The following is a 19,020-nucleotide window of genomic DNA, read 5'->3' on the forward strand; positions in this document are numbered from 1 at the left end:
CGGTCGGTCCAGGGCGGCGCTTAGCCGGCCGTGCCGCCGTCCTGAGCGACGATTTCGTCGGCAGCGTCGGTGAGTGTCGGCGCCACGCTCTGTATGGCCTTGCGCAGATCGCCCGCATTGCCGATCACCTTCGAACGATCCGGGTCGAATTTGCCGGCGAAACTCGAGCCGATCTTGTCATGCGACCACGGCGAATCACCGGACAGCTCGCTGCTCAAGCTGTCGATCAACGAGCCGAGGGAGGCTCCGAGTTCATCGAACTGGGAGATACCCGCGCGGGCCGTCCCGTCGTCATACTCGAACCGTTCTGCCATGGTGCCTCTCCTTCATCGCCCGACCTTCAGTTGCTGTCGCGATCAGTCCTTATCGCGGATGCTCGGCCGCCAATCCTGCGAGTCGATGTCCGCGTGACCGGTCCCCGCGCCGGGGTTGAGTTCGGCGGCCGCACGCCTTTCCCGCGAACCGGGGCCCGACAGCGGCACCTGCGGTTGCATCGCCTTGAACTCGTCGATCTCGTTGATCGGCCGGACGCCGAACTGAGCCACCTGCTGCCACAACCCGGTCTGAAATTCGTCGGTCTTCGCCCGCATCTTGGCAGCGGCCGCCTGCGCGGCCTGCACCACTGCGACACCTGCCTCGGCGCCGGTTGCCTCGGGGAACAGGCGGTCGTCGAACTCGACCTGAACGACGACACCCTGGGCATTCACCCAGACGTGCGCCAGGTCGTCCTTCGACCAGGCGTCCGCGGTCTCGATCGCCATCCGCTGCGCGGATTGGGCTGCCGCACCGGTGAACTCCTGCAGATGCGACAGCAACTGCTCGACATCGAGCCCGTCGGAACTCACGCCGCCGAACAGGTCACCGAGACCGCTCACTGCTTCCCCCATACCGATCTGAGCTGTGCCGATAGTTTACGGTGCCGCCGGCGGACAAACATGCGCGAGTTCCCCCTGCCCGGGGCTCAGTTGCGCGATCCGCGGGGCCGCCCGCGACGGCGCGGCCGAACGTGGTAGCCGCCGCGTTCGGCCAGAGCGCGCAGTCGGCGCAACGCAAAATCACGTGCCCGTCCGGACTCGGGGATCACCACTCCCGCCCACAAACCCTCGACGCCGGTGACCTGGTAGGCCTCGCTGGCGCACAGCCACCGCCGGGGGCACGCAAGACAGAGCGCCTTGGCATCCTCATCGGGCTCGGTGGTAGTCCATCGCTCGGGCTCGCTGGTGCACGCCGGAACGTACTCGTTCAGCGGTGTGGACAACGGAATTGCCGCAGCAGTCATCGCTTTCCTCCCAGTTCGGGCGCGCACGCGCCGTCGATGCGACGACATAACCACAAATCTAGCATCAACGCAACATCTAAACCGTAGCAGCTACAACTTTAAGTCTAACTCGGCGGTGTTAGACATGTGTACTACAACTGAATCGTGGCACTTGTCTTGTTCGGATTATTACCGGGCCACGCCGACTCGCGCGGAAAAACCGCAGATAAGGCGGTAAAAATATGTCCAGGGTGCGATGTCGGCTGCAGAGCCGTAGCGGGAAAGATGTAGCATCTACAAACGTAGTGCCGACGGAAGGCTTTTGCGACGTGCCCGAGACTTCTGGGTTCGAGCCGGGGGAGAAGCGCAGTGACGTCTGACCAGGCGGTGTACAAATGGCCACCTGCTCTGGTGGTGCGACTCGGCGATGAGGTACACACTCTGGACCCGCGGGCGGGTATCGCCATCATCGGCCGGGACAACTCGGCCACCGTTCGTCTCGCCGACGACAGGATTTCGCGCTGGCATGTTCGTCTGGAACCCCACCGCGAAGGCTGGCAGGCCATCGACACCAGCACCAATGGCATGTATCTGGACGGCGTGCGGCGCAGTTCGGTGCTGGTCTCCGGCGCGACAACCCTGCACCTGGCCAACCCAGAGGGTTTTCCCGTCACGCTGACACCGGAGGCCGACGATGTCACCGGCGTGATCGACCTCCCCGAGCCCGACGAGGACGAGTGGTGGGATGCCGACCTCGACCCGGGTGTCGCGCGCGCCGGGCAGGCGGTGGCCGCGCGCCGCAGCGAACTCGAGATCACCCAGCGCGGCCTGGCCAAGGACAAGATCATCAACGCCGGCACATTGATCGCCTTCGAGAAGGGACGTAGCTGGCCGCGGCGCGGCACGCTGGCCAAGCTCGAGAAGGCGTTGCAGTGGTCGCCAGGCACCATCGCCCGCATCCGGAGCGGATCTGCGGTGATACCGATCTCGGGGCCGGCGACCGCGCCGGCCGAGATGCCGGGCGTCACCGACGAGGCGACCGAGTCGCTCACCGACACGGTTCGAGCGCCGCTGATGGCCGAGGCGGTCGAACTGGCGATGCACTCCATCAGTGCGGCCACCCAAGAGCTGCCCGAACCGTCGGAACCCGCGTTCACCCCGAAGGTCACCAAGATCCTGGCCGACTTGCGCAAGCTCGAGAACGTCGCGGCCAGCGCGGCCCGCAATGCCAAAGGCACCCCCTCGGTGGTGCTGGCGTTGAGCACCGTGCGGCGCACCTACAACGATGTGATGGCCAAGGCCGCGCAATCTCCGAATGCGACGCTGGGGCAACGGCTTTACGAAGCTCGCCACCGCGCCGCCCTCAGCCTCGACGAGGCCGCGGCCGCCGCGGGCCTGCACGCTGACGCACTGGCTGACGCCGAGGCCGAACGGCCCATCCCTGACGACGTGGCAGCCGCGATCACCACGCTGATCGGGCAGCTCTCGGTCAGTTAGACGTGCGGTACTCCGGCTCGCTCGCAACGTGCTGTTGTTCGGCGGGCGCCGCCGAATGCCCCATATTCGGCAGGCCGGCCGCCGGCGGTGCCGCATGCGGGGTGGACGCCTGCCCGGGCTGTGCGTGGCCGACGAAGTCGTCGTAGCTCGCCTGCTGCGGTGCCACGGCCCGTCTGGGTTCCGGAGCGGAGACCTGCTGCGCCTGTTGGGCGTGTGCGGTTCCGCTCTCGTATCCGGCCTCGGGTGGGTCCTGGTCTGCGTACTCGCCGTAGTACTCGGCCGCGGCCTGTGCGTACTGCTCGGCGTATGCCGCGTACCAGGCTTGTTGCTCATCGGACCCGCTCGGCTGAGTCAGCAGTGCGCCGACGGCCGCGCCGGCCTGTAAACCGTTGAGCACCAACACAACCCACATGGCCCAGCCGGGCTGAACGCCCTCGGGAAGGACCAGCACGCGGGACAGGGCATCGAGGAATCCGATCGTCGCCAGCGCGGCGACGATCTTGCCGGACTGGCCGGATGGTGACGTCTGCCGGGGTAGAAGTGCGAAACCGGCGAGCAGCCCGGCCAGGACGGCGAAGCGCACATCCCAGTCGATCCCGAAGCCGTTGAGCATCGGCCCGAAACTCACCAGATAGGAACACCCGCCCAGGAGCAGGACGGCCCAGGTCAATTGGCGGTGTGAAACCTTGGTGCCGGTCTCGGGTTTTGGGGTCCACTGTGAATAGCCGCCGGCATGGTCGGCCGGGTGATAGCTCTGGCTGCCAGGGTAGGCCATGATCGCTCCTCTGAGTCAGTCTTCGGCGGCGAACGACGCTTTCAGGTAGCGCATCTCTTCGTCGGTGGCGACCATGGTCACGACCGACGAGCCGGTGCGCGTGCTCACCTTGACGGTATCGGTGTCTATGTTCAGCGATTCCAGCGCGACGTCGGCGTTGGCCGTCACCGGCGAATTGGGCGGCACCACCACGATCGCGGTCACACCCACTCGCACGGATTGCTCGGCCACTCCGTCGAACATCTCGACCGAGTAGTTGCGATCGGCGCCGGCCTGCATGGACCCGCGGTTGAAGTCCGACACCCACAGCAGATCGTGGTCGTCCACCTCGTCGACCATGGTGCGCCACTTCGTCGGACGCCGGCTGTGCACCAGCACGTGCGCCCCCAGAGCCAGCGAACGCAACACCACCTGCTGGGCCAGATGCAAGGTGCCGGCGATCTCGACGCGCCGGATCTGCGGGCCGAACAGCGACAGCGCCACCGCGCGCCCGAGGTCGTCCGCGCCGATCACCTGCCCGCAGCCGGAGGCGGGTATGCGCAGGTCCTGAATATCGGCTGGATCGCTTGCGTACGACCACTTTTCAACCGGCCGGGGTGGCGGGGGCACCGGCAGGCTGGCGGCCAGGGCGGAGTACTGCTGCCCACGCAAGTGGGTCAGGCCGCGTAGTTGGATGCGGGCCCGGCCGTGGGTGTCGAATCGGGCCATTCCCCGGACCTGGATCGGCCCACGAAGATCGTCGTGGCGCAACGAGAGCGTCATGGTGGTCGAGTAACTGGGGATGGTCCACAGCAGGCCGAGCCCGGCCGTCGTGAGCATGCGTGGCCTGATCGCGAAGCTGCGCAACCGGAAGCGGCCTTCCCGGCAGGTGCGCCAGGTCTCCTCGACGGTGGTCAGATCCACGCCGTCGGTCAGTTGGTTGGTGGCCTGCCCGATCTCGCCGGCGGTCAATACCCGGGTACGCAGGCCGCCCTCGGTCAACCTGTCGGCCACCCGGCGGGTCGCGGTGCCGGCGGTTCGGATGATCCCGTTGCGGCCGCCGCCGCGCCGGCGCACCGCGGCGGCACACCGCGACGGGTCGAGGCGGATGGCGATCCACACGTTGCGCTGGGCGATCGCCGGAAGCGGGCCCAGGACCGCGTCGTACACCGCGGCGACCTGACTGTGGCCCTGCGACCGGGCGCCCTGGCTGATCACGTCGATCGAATCCAGCGTGATGTCGAACTGCCGCAGGCAGTCCACCAGAGCCTGCACCGGGACGGTCTCCCCCGACACCGTCATGCCCGGCTCCATGATCGTCATCGCCTGCGGGTTCTCTTCGATCTGCAGCAGCGACATCAAAGTGCTTCCATCCCAACGAAAGCCGATCAGGGAACCGTCAGCCATCGGCACGTCGAATGGTTCGGCCGGTGTGGTTTTCCGGATTCGTCGACGTCGCTGCCACCAGAACCCGGTCCGTGACGCGACCAACCGCGGCAGCGTCGTGCCACGCAGCCGGACTACCAGGACCAGAGCGAGCGCCAGCCCGGCGATGCTGCCCTGCCAGCCCGGGAAACCGAGAAGCGGCGCTGTCACCGTCCCGGCGGCCACGATCAGTTGCAGGACCAGCAGGTCGGGGAGGGGCAGCAGACGCGCGGCGCCGATGTCGGTCGTCGACCGCAACTCGTTCTGTTCCGAAGGCGCGCCCTTTGCGGGCGTCGCCGCTGGGTGGGCGGGACGACGCGGCACAGAGCGATCCTATCCACAGCGGTGGGTGAAAATTCGCGCGGATTTGGCCGCTGACGTTGTTATACGCTACCGAGGCTCGGTGCTTGCCCGACGCTGATGGGGGTGTTTATGCCCGCGCAAGTGACTACGCGCGCGCAGGTCAATGGCTATCGGTTCTTGATCCGCCGGTTGGAGCATGCGCTGATTCGCGCCGACTCCCGGATGATCCACGACCCGATGCGCGGCCAGATCCGCTCGCTGCTCGTCGGTCTGGTGATCGCCATCCTGATCACCGGTGCGGCCGGGGTGCTGGCCTTCTTCAAGCCGTCACCCAACATCGGAAATGCGCAGATCCTGCTGAGCACCTCCAACGGCGGCCTGTACGTCCGCATCGGCGATCGCCTGCACCCGGTTCTCAACCTCGCGTCCGCACGCCTGATCACCGGGAAGCCGGACGCCCCGAAATCCGTCAGCGACAAATGGCTGAATCAGCTGCCGCGCGGGCCCATGGTGGGAATCATCGGCGCCCCCAACAGCATTCACGCCGGTGCGGACATGCGGACCTCGGTGTGGACCGCGTGTGACTCGGTCACCACACCGGATGTGGCCAAGAGCGTCGGTGTGGCGAGCGTGCAGACCACGGTGATCGCCGGCGACCTCACGCTCAACGAAGACATCGGCAAGGCGTCGCCGGCGCAGATGCTGCTGGTCCGATCGGGCGATACCTCCTATCTGATCTACGGCGGCGTGCGCGCGGTGATCGACCCCAACGACTCGGTGGTCCTCAATGCCCTGCACCTGCAGAACGCCCAGACCCGCCCGATCTCCGGAGCGTTGCTCAACGCCTTTCCGCTGGTGCCACCCATCCGGGCGGTCACGATCCCGGGTGCCGGCACTGCCATTCCCGGCCTGCCCGCCGGATTCCCGGTGGGCTCGATCGTCAAGACCGTCGACTCCCGCGGTGAGCAGCTGTACGTCGTGCTGCCGGACGGGTTGCAGCCGGTGTCCTCGGCGGCGGCCGACATCATCCGCTACAGCAACCCCGGCGAAGCCTCCTCGCAGGGAGCGCGGGAAGTGGCGCCCTCGGTGATCAGCCGCGTCCCCCTCGTGCATTCACTGGCGATCGACCACTACCCGGCCGTGTCGCCGCAGATCGTCAACACCGAGCCGGACCGGGTGGTGTGCATGACGTGGGACCGGTCCAACTCCGCCGCGCAGGCAGCAGTCGGGTTGCTGGTCGGGCATCGGCTGCCGATTCCGGACGGTGCCCAACCCGTCGGGCTGGCCACCGGAGACGGCAACGGGCCGGGCGTCGACTCGGTGTACGTGAAGCCCGGCAGCGGCGAATACGTCCAGGCGACCGGAGGAGAAGCGGACAGCCGCGCCCTGGGGCAGCTGTTCTACGTCTCCGACGCCGGGGTGCGGTACCACATCAAGGACCTGCCGACGGCCGGCGCGCTCGGGGTGACCGGCGTTCACGATCCCCGCGTCGACGCCGACGTTCCGCAACTGGCGCCCTGGCCGGTCGTTTCACTGTTACCGGCCGGTCCAGAGTTGTCTCAGGAGGCGGCGCTGGTCGCGCACGACGGGATGGGCGCCGACCCGCGCGGATTGAAGGTCGAACCGCCGAAGTCGTGAGGCGGCTACAAGCGCAGCTCGCGGAATACCGCGTAGAGCCGCACGATCCAGAAGCACAGTGGGAACACCAGGACGATCGCGAGGTATTCCAGGATCTCCACCTGCCGACGCATCACCGGTGAGAACTCGAGTCGCGGCGCGATGACACCGCAGGCGACCATCAACACCATCAGAACGACCAGCGACAGCGTTGCGTAGACCTGCCACCCGTCGAGGCCGACCGCAATCTCGACGATGGACAGCAGCGCGATCGCCGTCCCGGCGGCGATCAGCGTGGCGGACTGCACCAGATCGTGATGGCTGCGACCGCGCAGGCACAGCACGGTGGCCACTACGACCGCGAAAACGGTTCCCTGCCAATAAAACCCGTCACTGAGATCGAGCGCCAGATAGCATCCGGCGGTCGCCGTGACCGCGGCCGCGGCCAGGATGCCGGTCAGGTACTGGCCGGCCCTGCGGACCCGCACGATCATGCCCTCCTCGGTCGGGATCACCTGTTTGCCGACGGCATTGACGCCTTCGACGGTGGTGCCGCCCTGGGTCTCGATGTCATCCAGCGGCTCGCCGGCGGTCGGTACCCGCGGCACCGGCAGCTTGGCCAGCAGGATTGTCACGCGGGGCGACAGGTAGACGACGATCACCGACACCGTCGCCAGCACCGCTCCGACGGCCCGCGGCGCCGGATCCCAGAGCAGGTCGGCCGCTCCCGCGGCGCCGCCGATGACGGCCAGCGAGATCACCGCGGTGTGCAGGGCGCGACCGCGTCCGGTGACCAGCAACACCAGCAGTGAGGCGAGCCCGGTCAACCCGAACGCCATCGGCAGTGACTTCGCGCCGAAGCCGTCGGGAACCACGTACAGCGCGCCGCCGAACAACAGCGGGGTGGCCACCGCCGCCAGCCATTCCGAGCGCCGGGCGCCCGCCGAACGGTGCGCGATCACGCACGCGGCGATCACGGCCAGGACACCGACACCGAGGGCGGTCGCCGGCACATAGAACTCGGTGGCGCGGCGCGGCAGCAGGAAAGCGGCGGTGAGAGCGGCGGCCAGTCCGACACCGAAGCAGGTGACCAGGCGTGCGTCACGGGACAACCAGTCCAGGGTGGGGTGCTCTTCGTGGCGGGCCTCGTCTTCGACGTCGTCGAACAGCATCCGGCGGCTCGGCTGGTCCAACGCCCGGATCATCAGCAACTCGCCGTCGTAGACGTTGGCTTCGCTCAGCGACCGGCCGGGATCGATCGCGTCGTCACCGAGGCGGGCCAGGGTCCACTTTCCCTCGGTGGTGTCGAACATGAGGTCGTCGGTGCCAGGGTGTGCGGCGAGTTGCTCGTTGGCGATGTCGATGACGTCGTCGATGAACCCGGCGATGCTGTTGTCGGCCGGTAACCCCACGTCAAGTCGTAACTCCCCGACCACCAGGGTGACCCGGCTGAGCGTGGGCTCGGCCTCAGATTCCGCGTCTAATTCCGACAGCGACGGCGGTAGAGTCATCGCTGTCGGCCTCCTGGGGGTTGTGTCATTTGCTGGTGACATTACCTAGGCACCGGGGGCCAAATCTGAGCCAATTTTTGAGTTTCGGGGAATTTGGGGAGATTTCAAGGGATGTGGCGTTGAGTACGCAGGGTTTCGTGCGCCGCCTGCGGGTTTCGCCGCCGCGGATGCCGGGCGGCGAGGTCAACCTGCAACCGCCACCCGAGGTGCCGCGGGTCATCCCCGGCAGCCTCCTGATGAGGCTGCTGCCATTCGTGATGATCGTCGCCGTCATCGGGATGATCGCCCTGATGGTGACCGTCGGCGGGCGGGATCTGATGAAGAACCCGATGTTCCTGATCTTCCCGATGATGATGGTCATGTCGATGGCCGGCATGTTCATCGGAGGTGGTGGCCGATCCGGCAAGGCCGCTGCGGAACTCAACGAAGAGCGCAAGGACTATTTCAGCTACCTGGCCAATCTGCGCGACGACGCTGACATGACCGGTGCGGGTCAGCGCACGGCGCTGGAGTGGAGCCACCCCGATCCGCGGGCGCTGGCCGACGTCGTAGGCACCCGCCGCATGTGGGAACGCCGTCCCACCGACACCGACTTCTGCCATGTCCGGGTGGGCATCGGCACCCACCGCCTGGCCACCCGGTTGCTCGCACCGGAGACCGGCCCGCCCGAGGATCTGGAACCGGTGTCGACGGTGGCGCTGCGCCGGTTCGTCAAAACTCACTCGGTGGTGCACGCCCTGCCCACCGCGGTGTCGCTGCGGGCGTTCCCGGCCATCACCTTCGAGGGCGACCGGAAGTTGGCTCGGCAGTTGGTGCGCTCGATGGTGTTGGAGCTGTGCGCATTTCACGGACCCGACCACGTCCAGGTCGCCGTGGTTACGGCCAATCCGGATGGCGAGAGCTGGAGCTGGGTCAAGTGGTTGCCGCATGCCCAGCACGCGACGGCCCGGGACGGCATGGGTTCGATGCGACTGCTGTTCCCCACATTGGAGCTGCTGGAGCGTTCGCTGGCAACGGATCTGGGGGAGCGGGGCCGGTTCAGCCGCAACGCCGAGCCGACCAAGGGCCTCAAGCATCTCGTGGTGGTGATCGACGACGGATACATCGCCGGAACCGAACGTCTGGTGACCGACGCAGGCCTGGACAGCGTCACGTTGCTGGACCTCAACGGCGCCGACGCTCCGGCCAACCGGCGCGGCCTGCAACTCGTGGTGGATGGTGACGACGTCGGGGCGCGCACCGCGGTCGGTGTCGAGCGTTTTGCCACGCCGGACACGATCACGGTGGCCGAGGCCGAGGCGACCGCCCGCCGGATCGGCCGGTACCGGCTGGCCAGCGCCGCCCACATCGTCAACCTCGAAGCCGACGCACGCGCCACCGACCCGGGCCTGATGGCGCTGCTGAAAATTCCCGATGCCGCCGAGATCGTCCCGGAACAGGTGTGGCGCAAGCGCTCTCCGCGTGAGCGGCTTCGCGTGCCCATCGGCTACACGCCCAACGGCCAGCCGCTGGAACTGGACATCAAGGAGTCCGCTGAGTCCGGCATGGGCCCGCACGGGTTGTGTATCGGCGCTACCGGTTCGGGCAAGTCGGAGTTCCTGCGCACGCTGGTGCTGTCGATGGTCACCTCGCACTCGCCCGAGGTGCTCAATATGGTGCTGGTCGACTTCAAGGGTGGCGCAACGTTTCTCGGTCTGGAGGGGGTGCCGCACATCGCGGCGATCATCACCAACCTCGAGGACGAGCTGATCCTGGTCGACCGCATGCGCGACGCACTGGCGGGTGAGCTGAACCGCCGCCAGGAGCTGTTGCGATCGGCCGGCAACTTTCCCAACGTCAACGAGTACGAGCGCGCCCGCGCCAACGGCGCAGAACTGGATCCGCTGCCGGCGCTGTTCGTGATCGTCGACGAGTTCTCCGAACTGCTTTCGCAGAAGCCGGATTTCGCCGAGCTGTTCGTGATGATCGGCCGCCTGGGCCGGTCGCTGCATGTGCACCTGCTGCTGGCGTCCCAGCGGCTGGAGGAAGGCAAGTTGCGCGGCCTGGATTCGCACCTGTCCTACCGGATCGGCCTCAAGACCTTCTCGGCCGGGGAGTCGCGCAGCGTACTCGGTGTGCCGGACGCCTATCACCTGCCCAGCGTCCCAGGCTCCGCGTTCCTGAAATGCGATGCCGCCGAACCGGTCCGGTTCAACACCTGCTATGTCTCCGGCGAATACGTCCGGCCGCGCCGGGCGCAAACCGGCCGCGGCAGGCAACTGGGCGCGCTGGCGCCGAAGCTGTTCACGGCGACCCCGGTAAAGAAGGATGCGTTGCCCGCGGCACCCGCGGTCGAGCCGGAAGCTCCCAGCGTCTCGTCGACCCCGGTGCGGACCACGCTGCTCGACGTCGTGGTGTCGCGGTTGCGGGGCCACGGACGCCCGGCGCACGAGGTGTGGCTCCCGCCGCTGGATGAGAGCCCCGCGGTGAATCAGCTTCTGGCGGATGCCGATTGGTCGGCCCCGGAGAATCTCGACGGGCGGTTGTGGCTACCCATGGGGGTGGTGGACCGGCCCTACGATCAGCGTCGCGACGTGTTGATGGTCGATCTGTCCGGCGCTCAGGGCAATGTGGCGGTGGTCGGTGGGCCGCAGTCGGGCAAGTCGACGGCGTTGCGCACCCTGATCATGTCGGCCGCCGCTACCCACACCCCCGAGCAGGTGCAGTTCTTCTGCCTCGACTTCGGCGGCGGCACGCTGGCGAGCCTGGTCAACCTGCCGCACGTGGGCGGGGTCGCGGGCCGCATGGACGCCGACGGGATCCGGCGCACGGTGGCCGAAGTGGCCGGGGTGCTGCGCGCCCGGGAGGTGCGCTTCCGCGATCTGGGCATCGAGTCGATGCGTGACTTCCGGCAGCGCAAAGCGCACCTGGCGACGCTGCCCCCCGAGGTGGCCGCCCGGGATCCGTTGAGCCAGGACAAGTTCGGTGACCTCTTTCTGGTCATCGACGGCTGGGCCTCGATCCGCAGCGACTTCGAGATACTGGAGCCCACCCTCAACTCACTTGCCGTCCAAGGACTTTCCTACGGAATTCACCTGGTGATCTCGGCGACGCGCTGGATGGAGATGCGGGCCGCGGTCAAGGACATGCTCGGCACCCGCATCGAGCTCAAGTTGGGCGATGCGCTGGACAGCGACGTGGGCCGCAGGTTCAACGAACTCATCCCGGTCGGCCGGCCGGGTCGTGGCATGAGCCACGAACGGCTGCATATCCTGATCGCACTGCCCCGCCTGGATTCCAATTCGGGGGTGGAGGATCTGCCCGAGGGAGTGTCGGCCGCCGTCAAGGCGATGCGGGCGCATTACGGCACCCGGCAGGCGCCGCGGGTGCGGATGCTGCCGCACAAGGTGGACCGCGCCGCGGTGGTCCGGGTGGCGCGCTCGGCCGGAAGGCTGGGCAGGGCCCGTTTCGCGATCGGCATCAACGAAGCCGAATTGATGCCCGTCGTCCTGGATTTCGATGTGCAGCCGCATCTGGTGGTGTTCGGTGAAGGGGAGTGCGGCAAAACCGGTTTGCTGCGCAACATCGCCACCGGGCTGATGGAGAACGCCACCTCGGAGCAGTGCAAGATCGTGCTGGTCGATTACCGTCGCTCCATGCTGGGCGTGGTCGGCAACGACTATCTGGGCGGCTACGCCACCGCCTCGCAGTCCTGCACGGAGCTGATGACCGCCCTCGCGGGCACGCTGCGGGAGCGGATCCCACCCAGCGACATCACCCAGCAGCAACTCAAGGAGCGGTCGTGGTGGTCGGGTCCGGACATCTTCGTGATGATCGACGACTACGACCTGGTCGCAACCGGTTCCATCGGCAGCCCGTTGAGCCCGCTGGTCGAGTTCCTGCCGCAGGCGCGTGATATCGGATTGCGCATCGTGGTCGCCCGCCGGATCGGGGGAGCCGGACGCGCGATGATGGACCCCTTCGTCGGGCGGCTCAAGGACCTGTCCTGCAACGCGTTGGTGATGAGTGGAACCAAAGACGAAGGGGCATTGTTCGGCTACAAGGCCACTGAGATGCCGCCCGGCCGTGGAATGCTGATCTCGCGCACGACCAAGAGCGGTGTGATCCAGCTGTCCAGGATGCCGGACCTGTGACCGGTGTGAGCGAATTGCGACGGGTCCGGGTGGTCTCGGCCGCGCCCGACCATATCCGGGTATCGATCTTCGGTGGCCGGACGCAGCTGGATATCGCGCTGCCACTTGATGTTCCCGTGTCGGGCTTCGTCCCGGAGGTGGCGCGGCTGGTCAGCTCCCGGGACGCCGACGACGAGACGTCCAAAGACGAACGCCGCACGTTCTGGGTGCTCAGCCGGTTCCACGGCGGCACCGAGCTGCGACCCGAACAGACGCTGCGCGAGGCCGGGCTGGTCAGTGGGGAACTGCTGCGGCTGTCGCCGCGCCAGGCACTGACGCCACCGACCCTCTACGACGACGTGGTCGACGCGGTCGGCCGGCTGAACAAGGCTGCTCATGCCGCCTGGGGTTCGGTATCCGCACGCTGGATGGCTTTCGCCGGAGTGCATTTCGCGGCGCTGGCGGTCGCCTATTGCCTGGTCGGCAGACCCGGCGCGGCGAATCTGTACGTGATGGTCGGTGTGGCCGGCGCGGCGGTGCTGGCGCTGGTCGGCGGTGCCACGATGGCGCACCGCTCTTACCGTCTTGACGACGTAGCCGCCGCGCTGGGGTGGGCGGCCATCCCGATCACCGCCGGGATCGCCCTCGCGCTGCTGAGCCGTTACGGGTACTTCGGTCTGGCCGGCGCCTGTGGTGCGGTGCTGGTGCTGTGCGTTGTGTACGACCGGGTGATCGGCACCGGGCACTGGGCTTATCTGGCGGGTGCGTTGACGTTCGGGTTGGTTGGCGGCGCGTTGCTGAGTCGAGCCCTGCAGGCACGCGCCGACATCGTCTTCGTGACCGCGTCGGTGGTGGTGATCCTGGGCTGCCTGTCGGTGCGACGGTTGACAGCGCGGTTGGGCCGATTTGAGACGCCGACCGTCACCGTCGAAACCAACCGCGAGGACTGGGATTTCGAGAATCCGTTCGAGCCGTCCGCCGCAACCGAGGATGGGGACTCGGGTACGGCGATGCCGACAGCCGAGGCCGTGTGGAACAGAGCGAAGTCGGCTGCCATCACGCGGTCGGGGCTGCTGACCGGATTGGCCTCCACCGCCGCGGTTTACGTGGTGCTGCTGCTGCGCAGCGGCACGGTTGTGGGCTGGCCGGTGTTCGTGTTCGCGCTCACGGTCGCCGCGGTGCTGGCGTTGCGCCCTCGTACGCTGCGCACCTGGTTCGAGCGCGCTGCGGTAGCGGTGCCGGCGGTGGTCATCCTGGTCGGCACCTGCGTGATGGCGCAGGACGGATTCGCGCCGATGCCCGTGACGGCGCTGGGCGTACTGCTGGCCGTCGCGGGTGGTGCCACGGTGGCCGGCCTGGTCATCCCCGCGGACGGCACGCGACAGCGAGTCGTCACGTTGCTGGCCTACCTGGACTACCTGGCCGTCGGATCGCTGATCCCGCTGGCGCTCTGGGTGGTGGGTGTCTACCAGCGGCTGGGACTGTGATGAAGCGGTTGCTCGCGGTGTCGGCCGCGCTGATCCTGGCGACCCTGATGGACCCGGCGCCGGCGTGGGCGATCCGGCCGCCGGTGGTGGAGCCCGGACCGCCGCCGAACGGGCCGGTGGGTCCTCCCGAGCCGACCGACCTCAAAGCCATCTGCGGAGTCCCGACCGGGGTGCTGCCACAGACCGACTTCACCCTGCAGACCAGCGCCGAAGCCATGCTCAACTACACCGATGCCTGGCGGTTCTCCCGCGGCGCGGGCCAGAAGGTCGCGGTGATCGACACCGGTGTCAACCGGCACCCCCGGTTGCCGCAATTGGAGGGCGGCGGCGACTACGTCTCCAGCACCGACGGCCTGCAGGACTGTGACGCGCACGGAACCCTGGTGGCCGGACTCATCGCCGGTGCGCCCAGCCCCGCCGACGGCTTTGCGGGGGTGGCACCCGAGGCGACCATTCTCTCGATCCGGCAGAACAGCACCGTCTACGGCGTCAAAGAGGGTGGGTCCGGGCAGGCCAACGACCCCAACGCCACCTCGCCGGGCTATGGGAACACCGTGACGCTGGCATATGCCATCACGCGTGCGGTCAGCCTGGGTGCGACCGTCATCAACCTCTCCGAAGTGGCGTGCAGTCCGGTCGGTGGCGGCCTGGACGACGCCCTACTCGGGCGCGCGGTGCGCTACGCCTACGAGCACAACGTGGTGGTGGTGGCCGCGGCGGGCAACTTCAACAACCAGGGATTGTGCAAGCTCCAGAACGCGATGCCCGATCCGAACATGCCGCTCAAGAGCGGCTGGGACTCGGTACGCACCATCGCCAGCCCGGCCTGGTTCAGCGATTACGTACTGACCGTCGGCGCGCTGACGACGTCGGGCGAGCCCGCCGATTTCAGTCTGCACGGGCCGTGGGTCGGGGTGGCAGCGCCGGGCGAGCGGATCCTTTCGCTCGATTCCAACGGGGCGGGTCTGATCAATGCCGTCATGAGCCAGCAGGGGTTGGCGCCGGTCAACGGCACCAGTTTCGCCGCGCCGTTCGTGTCAGGGGTGGTGGCGCTGATCCGGTCGCGCTTCCCCGAACTGAGCGCGGGTCAGGTCATCGATCTGATCAAACGCACCGCTCACATGCCGGGCGCGGGTCCCAACGAGGCCACCGGGTACGGCGTGGTGGACCCTATCGCTGCGTTGACGTATCGGGTTCCCGCGCCCAATGAGGCGCCCAACCCCGAGGCCGCGAAGCCGATAGCCGGACGTCCGCACGTCGACCCCCGCAGCCAGCGCGCCCGCGTCATCGTCCTCTCGGTGACGGCGGGTGCGGTGGCGCTGGCCGCGGTGGCGTGCGCATTCTCGGTGGCCAGACGGCAGCGGGATTCGAGCCGCTTGAAGTAATTGCGCTTATCGTCGCTTATCGGACTGAAAATTATGCGATTAGCGCTACGTAGAATTGAATACGGCGAATAACACGTTCTTGTTGCGGAAAGGGGGACGACGATGTCGAAGCAATCGCCTGAGCAGAAGCCCGACGAGGACGAGCGCGGGTCGCTGGCGCGTCCTCCTTGGTTGACCGGCGAGAAGAAGCGCCGCCGGGTTCAGATCGGTCGCGGGAAGCGGCACGAGGACGCCGACGAGCCCCGGGATCGACCGGTGAAGTCCGAACAGGAGACCATCGACACCGGCCCGCAGCGCGTTCCGGTGTCTAGCCGCGGGCCGGACGCCGAGTCCGAGGCTCCCGCGGAGCGTTCCGACGAAACGCCGGAAATACGGCCGAAGCGGGTCGCGGTGCCGTTCGACCGCACCCGCCGTCTGCAGCAACTGGAGCCCGAACCGGCGCCGCCGGCGCCTCAACAGATTTCCGCTCCGGTGCCGCACAATCCGGCCGCGGACGCCGAGGTGTCGGAGGTAGCGCCTGACGAGGAACCGGAGCCACCGTTCGCGTCGGACCAAGTGCCGCCCGCATCGGACCAAGCGCCGCCCGCGTCGGAGCCCGTGCCGGAGCCTGTGCCCGAGCCGGTGCCGCCAACCGAAACGGCGCCGGAATCGGTGGAGTGGGTGTCCGAGGCGCTGGCGCGATTGGAATGGCAATATGATTCGCTGCTTGCCGAGTCCTTGGTAAAACCCGAAGCGCCGTCTGAGCCGACGGTCGGCTCCGAATGCGAGTCGGCTGCCGAGGTTTCGGCGGAACCGGATCTCGAGTCCGTGATCGAAGTGCCGAGTGAAATCGCCGGTGCCGCTCACCCGGATCCGGAGCCCGAGACAGCCGAGGAGCTGCCGCAAGCGGAACCTTCGGCGGATCCCGAGCCGGACGTCGAGTTTCCAGGCGAACCCGTTGCCCCGCTGTCTGTTTCCGCAGATGCTTTTGCGGCTGAGCCGGACTTTGAACTTCGGGACGAGCCCGAGCTACCCGAGACGGCGACAGAAGCCGAGCCTTCTTCGGATGTGTCAGAACCGCGGTGGGACCCACCGCCGACGGAAACCGAGGCAGTGGTTGAGGTTTCGGCAGAGCAGGTGGTGGAACCCGAATCGGACGGCGATCATTCGATCGAACCTGTTGCGCCAGTCCTTGTTCCGGAGGATGTTGTCGAGGACGCGCCCGACTTTGAACTCCGGGAGGAGTCTGAGTTGCCTGCGACGGTGACGGAACCCGCGCCGGTCCTGGAATCCGAGCCCGTCGCGCTTGCGTCGGAACCGGAGTGGGTACCACCGCCGCGGTCGGAACCCGTTGCAGTGGTTGATGTTTCGACGGAGCGTGACTGGACGCCTGAGGATGAGCCGGCGCCGGTGGAACCCGAGCCGGCCGAGGAATCGACGCAGGAGTCCGGATCCGGGGAACTCGACGAGATCGAGTTGAGAGCCGCGGCCTTGCTTGACCGGATGGCCGCCAAGAGGGCGCAGGCCACGGGCGCCCCGCAGGAACCGGAGGTTGACCTCATCGCTGACGACGAACGGGACGCGGAAGGCCCGGACCGGATACCTGTGGCACCCACAAAAGAATTCGGACCGCCGCCAGAAGAAGAACACGCCGACGAGGCGGTGCCGGAGCAATGGCTGCCGGCAGATCTGGTGGGCGACGTCCAGCAGGCTGCGGTCGAGCCGGAATTTGACGCCGAACCGCTCGATGACGACGCAGTCGTCGCCCCGACCGAATCTTTCGTGGCTGCGCAGCCAACGGAGGACGTCCAAGAGACCGCGCCCGTCGCCGCGGAGCGAACGAAAGAACCTCGTCGTCCGGCACCACCCCCGTGGCAGACGCCGAGCTCCGCCATGGCGGCGGAGATCGAAGAGGTGGTGATGGATGCTTCTGTCGCGCAACAGGAGCCGGTGGCCGAGTCGTATGAGCCTCCAACACAACAGGGGCCGTTGATTCCCGGCCCGCGACCGCCCGCGCCACCGTCGCCGCCCAGAAAACGACCCAGCACGGGAGCCCGGCCTCCCTTTCCGCCTCCGCCGCCGCCCGGACCATTCCCGCCGCCGCCCTGGTGGCCGGGACCGCCGCCCGGGCTGCGTGTGCCCCCGTCGGCAAGGCCGGCAGCGTCAGTCGCACCGCCGCGGGCGCCGCAGCCGACACCGCCGCCGGGCCGGCCCCAGCCGCCCGTCGGAGGCCCCCCGCCGGGTTACCAGCCTTTCCGGATGCCGCCATCGATCGACGAGGCGGAGATCGCCAACCCGGATCGCTTTGCGCCGCCGTCGGGTTGGCGCCGTGCGGTGCACAAAGCCACCGGCGGTCACGTCAATCCGGGGGCGTCGCGGAAGGAACGTCAGCAGGACCACCTGCTCGCCGAGATTCGGCAGCCCATCGTCGGCGACTTCCGCATCGCCGTGCTCTCGATCAAGGGCGGGGTCGGCAAGACCACCACTACATTCGGGTTGGGCTCGGCGCTGGCCACGGTGCGGCACGACAGGGTGATCGCCGTCGACGCGAATCCCGACCGCGGCACGCTGGGGGAGCGGGTCGGCGACCTGTCGACGCGATCGACCGTGCGTGACCTGTTGTCGGATCCCAACATCAACCGCTACGCCGACGTCCGCAATCACACCCTGATGGCGACCAGCCGACTGGAAGTGCTTGCCAGCGAGCAGGACCCGGCGGTTTCCGAGGTCTTCGGCGCGGACGATTACCGGCGGACCGTCGATATCCTGCGGCACTACTACAACATCATCCTGACCGACTGCGGCACCGGCATCATGCATTCGGCGATGTCGGCGGTCCTGGACCTGGCGCACACCATCGTGCTGGTCAGCTCGCCCGCCATCGATGCGGCACGCAGCGCGTCGGCCACGCTGGATTGGCTGATGCAGCACGGACATTCGGGTCTGGTGCGGGAAGCGCACGTGGTGCTGAGTGCCTCCCGCCCGGGCTCGGCCGCGCTCAAACTCGACAAGGTTTATGAGCACTTCCAATCACGTTGCCGTTCCATCCATCTCATCCCGTTCGATCCGCATCTGGCCGAGGGTGCCGACGTCGACTTCGGTCGCTTGAACCCAGCCACCAGGCAGGCTTACCTCGAACTGGCCGGCTCGGTGGCGGAGAACTTCGGACGGCTGCGGGCGCCGCGGGAACAGCCTTGACGCCTGCCGGCGCCGGCATCATGGTGGCCGACACCGGTCGCGTCGCAGGCGTTTTCGACGGCGAGCATCCGGCTAGGAGCACAGAACACAGGTCGTTACCCACCCGGGGAGGACGCTGGTCGTTGATCGAAGGCGAGCACTGTCGCGCCTACTACGGGCCACGCCCGTCACCGTCGTCTCGGTCGTCGAGTTCGTCTCGCTTGCTTACAAAAATGCGCCACTGGTGTTGGATCTGGCGCTCGCAATATGCCTCGATCCGCTCGCGTTCCTGCTCCGGAACGCTCTTGCCGTAGCCGGGGTTCTCATCGAGCCAGTCCGCGATGCGTTCGTCGACCATGGCCCGATACCGGCGACGAAACCGCTCGGCGTCCTGCCCGGAAGATTCGTCGGGTTCGGCTGCGACCTCAGGATTGGAATCGAGCAGGTGCGGCGGAAGTTTTCCGGTCCGCAGCGCGTAGAGCACCTCTGGCGGCAGATGCGAGGTATCGGCCAAT

13 protein-coding genes are annotated in these 19,020 nt (G+C 67.6%); 6 read left to right on the top strand and 7 right to left on the bottom strand.

Annotated features, from left to right (window positions below):
• Positions 1-20: 20 nt before the first annotated feature.
• The 3 genes from AO501_RS11075 to AO501_RS11085 all read right to left on the bottom strand — a co-directional run bounded on the left by AO501_RS11075 (position 21) and on the right by AO501_RS11085 (position 1,279).
• Positions 21-314, bottom strand: coding sequence for a hypothetical protein (locus AO501_RS11075; protein WP_055577760.1), 294 nt, complete (start codon positions 312-314; stop codon positions 21-23).
• A 42-nt stretch (positions 315-356) separates the two neighbouring features.
• Positions 357-875 carry a YbaB/EbfC family nucleoid-associated protein gene (locus tag AO501_RS11080; protein WP_055577761.1) on the bottom strand — a complete coding sequence of 173 codons (519 nt, stop codon included), beginning with the start codon at positions 873-875 and terminating at the stop codon, positions 357-359.
• Between the two features lie 86 nt (positions 876-961).
• Positions 962-1,279: a WhiB family transcriptional regulator gene (locus tag AO501_RS11085; RefSeq protein ID WP_055577762.1), complete on the bottom strand. Its 318-nt coding sequence runs from the start codon at positions 1,277-1,279 to the stop codon at positions 962-964.
• A gap of 348 nt (positions 1,280-1,627) precedes the next feature.
• Here AO501_RS11085 and AO501_RS11090 point away from each other — a divergent pair, with 348 nt between their 5' ends.
• The gene (locus tag AO501_RS11090; RefSeq protein ID WP_197419820.1) at positions 1,628-2,755 is read left to right on the top strand and encodes an FHA domain-containing protein; all 1,128 of its coding nucleotides are present in this window, start codon (positions 1,628-1,630) and stop codon (positions 2,753-2,755) included.
• Here the strand turns inward: AO501_RS11090 and AO501_RS11095 are convergent.
• Complete coding sequence (locus tag AO501_RS11095) at positions 2,748-3,530, bottom strand: DUF5336 domain-containing protein (protein ID WP_055577763.1); 783 nt, start codon at positions 3,528-3,530, stop codon at positions 2,748-2,750. The two genes, AO501_RS11090 and AO501_RS11095, sit on opposite strands and share 8 nt — an antisense overlap.
• 15 nt (positions 3,531-3,545) lie before the next feature.
• The gene (gene eccE / locus AO501_RS11100; RefSeq protein ID WP_231752440.1) at positions 3,546-5,258 is read right to left on the bottom strand and encodes a type VII secretion protein EccE; all 1,713 of its coding nucleotides are present in this window, start codon (positions 5,256-5,258) and stop codon (positions 3,546-3,548) included.
• A 120-nt stretch (positions 5,259-5,378) separates the two neighbouring features.
• On the opposite strand from eccE, the gene eccB reads away from it, so the two are divergent.
• Positions 5,379-6,875, top strand: a complete 1,497-nt coding sequence (gene eccB / locus AO501_RS11105) for a type VII secretion protein EccB (RefSeq protein WP_231752441.1) — start codon at positions 5,379-5,381, stop codon at positions 6,873-6,875.
• Positions 6,876-6,880: 5 nt separating this feature from the next.
• Here eccB and eccD (AO501_RS11110) read toward each other — a convergent pair whose 3' ends face one another.
• Positions 6,881-8,365, bottom strand: a complete 1,485-nt coding sequence (gene eccD, locus AO501_RS11110; protein WP_055577765.1) for a type VII secretion integral membrane protein EccD — start codon at positions 8,363-8,365, stop codon at positions 6,881-6,883.
• A 119-nt stretch (positions 8,366-8,484) separates the two neighbouring features.
• On the opposite strand from eccD (AO501_RS11110), the gene eccCa reads away from it, so the two are divergent.
• From eccCa to AO501_RS40155, 4 genes are all read left to right on the top strand, one after another.
• Positions 8,485-12,498, top strand: coding sequence for a type VII secretion protein EccCa (gene eccCa / locus AO501_RS11115; RefSeq protein WP_055577914.1), 4,014 nt, complete (start codon positions 8,485-8,487; stop codon positions 12,496-12,498).
• The gene (eccD, locus tag AO501_RS11120) at positions 12,495-13,964 is read left to right on the top strand and encodes a type VII secretion integral membrane protein EccD (protein WP_231752442.1); all 1,470 of its coding nucleotides are present in this window, start codon (positions 12,495-12,497) and stop codon (positions 13,962-13,964) included. The genes eccCa and eccD (AO501_RS11120) overlap by 4 nt, the downstream gene beginning before the upstream one ends.
• Entirely contained in the window at positions 13,964-15,349 is a 1,386-nt protein-coding gene (gene mycP, locus AO501_RS11125) for a type VII secretion-associated serine protease mycosin (RefSeq protein WP_055577766.1), read from the top strand. Before eccD (AO501_RS11120) ends, mycP begins: the two co-directional genes overlap by 1 nt.
• 102 nt (positions 15,350-15,451) lie before the next feature.
• Complete coding sequence (locus AO501_RS40155) at positions 15,452-18,526, top strand: MinD/ParA family ATP-binding protein (RefSeq protein WP_055577767.1); 3,075 nt, start codon at positions 15,452-15,454, stop codon at positions 18,524-18,526.
• A gap of 151 nt (positions 18,527-18,677) precedes the next feature.
• Here the strand turns inward: AO501_RS40155 and AO501_RS11135 are convergent, their stop codons facing one another.
• Positions 18,678-19,019 carry a hypothetical protein gene (locus tag AO501_RS11135; protein WP_055577768.1) on the bottom strand — a complete coding sequence of 114 codons (342 nt, stop codon included), beginning with the start codon at positions 19,017-19,019 and terminating at the stop codon, positions 18,678-18,680.
• Position 19,020 lies beyond the last annotated feature (1 nt).

It is taken from the genome of Mycobacterium gordonae, assembly GCF_001417955.2.
In the GTDB taxonomy this organism is placed as follows: Bacteria; Actinomycetota; Actinomycetes; order Mycobacteriales; family Mycobacteriaceae; genus Mycobacterium; species Mycobacterium gordonae_B.

What these genes read in the sequence shown, in the direction of transcription:
- AO501_RS11075 (WP_055577760.1), bottom strand. Translation starts at nt 314, where the DNA reads ATGGCAGAACGGTTCGAGTATGACGACGGGACGGCCCGCGCGGGTATC.
- AO501_RS11085 (WP_055577762.1), bottom strand. Translation starts at nt 1,279, where the DNA reads ATGACTGCTGCGGCAATTCCGTTGTCCACACCGCTGAACGAGTACGTT.
- AO501_RS11095 (WP_055577763.1), bottom strand. Translation starts at nt 3,530, where the DNA reads ATGGCCTACCCTGGCAGCCAGAGCTATCACCCGGCCGACCATGCCGGC.
- eccD (WP_055577765.1), bottom strand. Translation starts at nt 8,365, where the DNA reads ATGACTCTACCGCCGTCGCTGTCGGAATTAGACGCGGAATCTGAGGCC.
- mycP (WP_055577766.1), top strand. Translation starts at nt 13,964, where the DNA reads ATGAAGCGGTTGCTCGCGGTGTCGGCCGCGCTGATCCTGGCGACCCTG.
- AO501_RS40155 (WP_055577767.1), top strand. Translation starts at nt 15,452, where the DNA reads ATGTCGAAGCAATCGCCTGAGCAGAAGCCCGACGAGGACGAGCGCGGG.